This window comes from Pseudoalteromonas sp. APC 3694 (assembly GCF_030407565.1).
Taxonomy (GTDB): Bacteria; Pseudomonadota; Gammaproteobacteria; order Enterobacterales; family Alteromonadaceae; genus Pseudoalteromonas; species Pseudoalteromonas tetraodonis.
The window spans coordinates 1-2,634 of sequence record NZ_JASDDE010000114.1; the positions used below are offsets into that span (position 1 = coordinate 1).

At 42.7% G+C, this 2,634-nt stretch carries 2 protein-coding genes; both read right to left on the reverse strand.

Annotated elements, in window-relative coordinates; translation table 11 throughout:
- Window positions 1–78 precede the first annotated feature (78 nt).
- Window positions 79–843 (reverse strand): IS21-like element ISShfr5 family helper ATPase IstB, encoded by a 765-nt coding sequence (istB, locus tag QMA00_RS18685; RefSeq protein ID WP_076923269.1) that lies wholly within the window; start codon window positions 841–843, stop codon window positions 79–81.
- Window positions 844–871: 28 nt separating this feature from the next.
- The gene (gene istA, locus QMA00_RS18690) at window positions 872–2,416 is read right to left on the reverse strand and encodes an IS21 family transposase (protein ID WP_076923270.1); all 1,545 of its coding nucleotides are present in this window, start codon (window positions 2,414–2,416) and stop codon (window positions 872–874) included.
- Window positions 2,417–2,634 lie beyond the last annotated feature (218 nt).

Consider the following 2,634-nt stretch of genomic DNA (forward strand, 5'->3'; position numbering starts at 1 on the left):
TGCGTAATACCATGATGCCGATCGCTCAATACCATTCAAGCCGATCACTTTTTTGTCTGTCAGTAGACCTCAGTAAATCTAACTTGAGTGATCGGCATCAGTCAAGAAATTTAGTTTTTTTCGCATCGACTCGCCTTTTAATTCCAACTTTATCGCCCCGTGCACAAGCCTATCTAGAATCGCATCCGCGTGTGTCGATTCTCCGATCATTTCATACCAATTTTCTATCGGTAATTGACTCGCTATTAAGGTCGATTTTGTATCATATCTTGCATCAATTAATTCCAGTAAATCACTCCGTTGTTGAGCCGTTAATGGCTCTAATCCCCAATCATCTAAGATCAGTAAATTGGCAGAGCTAAGCTTGTTGATCAGTTTTCGATAACTACCATCGGCTTGCGCTAGAAACATCTTTTCTAATAGCTCTTTGAGCCTAAAATAATAAACGCTACTCCCTTGTTGGCAGTGGTTTTGACCAAGCGCGCAAGCGAGGTAAGTTTTGCCACAACCTGTTGCTCCTGTGATCAAGATGTTTTGGTGAAGACGAAGCCATTCACCTTGTGCTAATGAACGGATCTGAGCTTTATCGAGTTGTCGTGCTGCGCCAAAGTTGAGTTGGGCAAGAGTGCCGCCAACTCTGAACTTTGCTTGTCGCGTTAGGCGATCTATTTTACGCTGATCACGCTGCGTTATTTCATGTTCAAGCAATAAACTTAGCCGCTCTTCGAAGCTTTGTTCAACGTATAAATTGGGTTGCTTGTATTGCTGCAATAGCGCATCACGTATGCCGCTTAGCTTTAAATTACTTAACTGATTATTAACTTGTTGATTGATATTTTGCATAAGTCTTCCTATGGTTTGTTAATTTTTATTAATGGTAATAGTGGTTGCCACGGATATTTTTATGATCAATATCTTGTAGTAAATCACCTTGAGCTTGTGGCAAGGGTTGTTTATCCAAGCCTTTTTCTAAGATAGTCTTTACTTGTTTAACGCGAGTAACACCTGTGGTTAATGCGCGATGACAGGCGGCTTCAAGACGTTGAACACTAAACTTTTTACCTAGGCTTAATAACCCCATACAAGCACGGTAGCTTTGCTCTGGATGTTTTTTAGCTTGCATCAATTGCATAACAAACTGCTCAGTTGATGTGCCAAATTTACTCGCCCAGCGTTCGAACCGCTGTGGTGTCCATTGTTGCTGCTTTTGATGAGCGATAGGCATATGCAGATCAAGCGTGGTGTGCGCACCTTCTCGGTATGATCTGGGGTGAACAGCGACTCGTATGCCTTGATGGTAGAGTGTCACCAACTTCCCGGAGGCATGGGCTTCAAGCTTTTGTTTAATTAAGGTATGTGGCACTGAGTAGTAGTGCTTTTCAATTTCCACATGATAATCAATATGCACGCTCACCTGTTTTACTAAGGTATAGCTGTAAGGCTGTGTAGGCAGTGGTTTGAGTGCAGGTCTGTCGATAGCATCAAACTGACTGAGCCGTGAGCCAGGATGCTTTTTCATTTTACGTTGATTTAAATCGACCAGTAATGCTTGTATTTTCAGGTTCAATTGACGCAAGCTAAAGAAGGTTTCATTGCGAAGGCGCGCCATTATCCAACGTTCAACAATTTGCACACCCACTTCAGCCTTAGCCTTATCCTTTGGTTTATAGGGTCTAGCGGGCACAATGACCGTATCGTAATGTGTCGCTAGTTGTTGGTAGGTTGGGTTTAAGTCAGGCTCATATCGACACGGTTTGGTGACGGCACTTTTAAGGTTGTCAGGAATTATTAGCTCAGGAACACCGCCAAGAAACTCAAAACAACGGGCGTGACTCATCACCCAATCTTCGAGTTTCTGGCTGTAAGTCGCTTCGGCATAGGTATAATTTGATGCACCCATGACCGCAACAAACACTTGTGCAGTACGACACTCGCCTGTACTTGTATCAACAATACTCATGGTTGGGCCACAGTAATCCACAAACAGTTTTTCACCTGCTTTATGATTTTGTCGCATGGAGGGTTTTTGGCATTTAAGCCATGCCTTGTACTGACGGCAGAAGTGAGTGTAACTGTAAAAACCTTCCGCGTGCCGCTCTTTGTATTCTTCCCAAAGCAGCAACAACGTCATGGTTTTAGGCCGAAGCTCTTGCTGAACTAACGACCAGTCAGGAATGGTAAAGCCCTTTAATCGAGGCTTTGTTTTGAAGAACGCTTGTTGCAGAGCGTGATCATCCCACTTCTCATCAAGCGGCCAGTAAGTAATATCTAACTCTGCTGATTTACAGGCATATTTAGACACGATTGAGGGTGAAACAGATAAGCTTGTTGCTATCTGACGATGACTGAGTTTACAGCTGTATTTTAGTCTTAAAATCTCTTTAAGTTTACGCATTGAAATAGGTGCCGTTGGCATGGTCATTCTCATCATCAAAAATGAAAAGAATAACGGTTAAAAACACCTACTGGCTAGACAAAAACGTGTACAAATTGAACGATACCATTCAAGTCGATCACTCAATACCATTTTGACCGAAAAGTGATCGGCATCGATGGTATTGAGTGATCTTGATGGATGGTATTAGGTGATCGGCTTAGATAGTATTAGGTGATCGCGATGCATGAGAATATGCA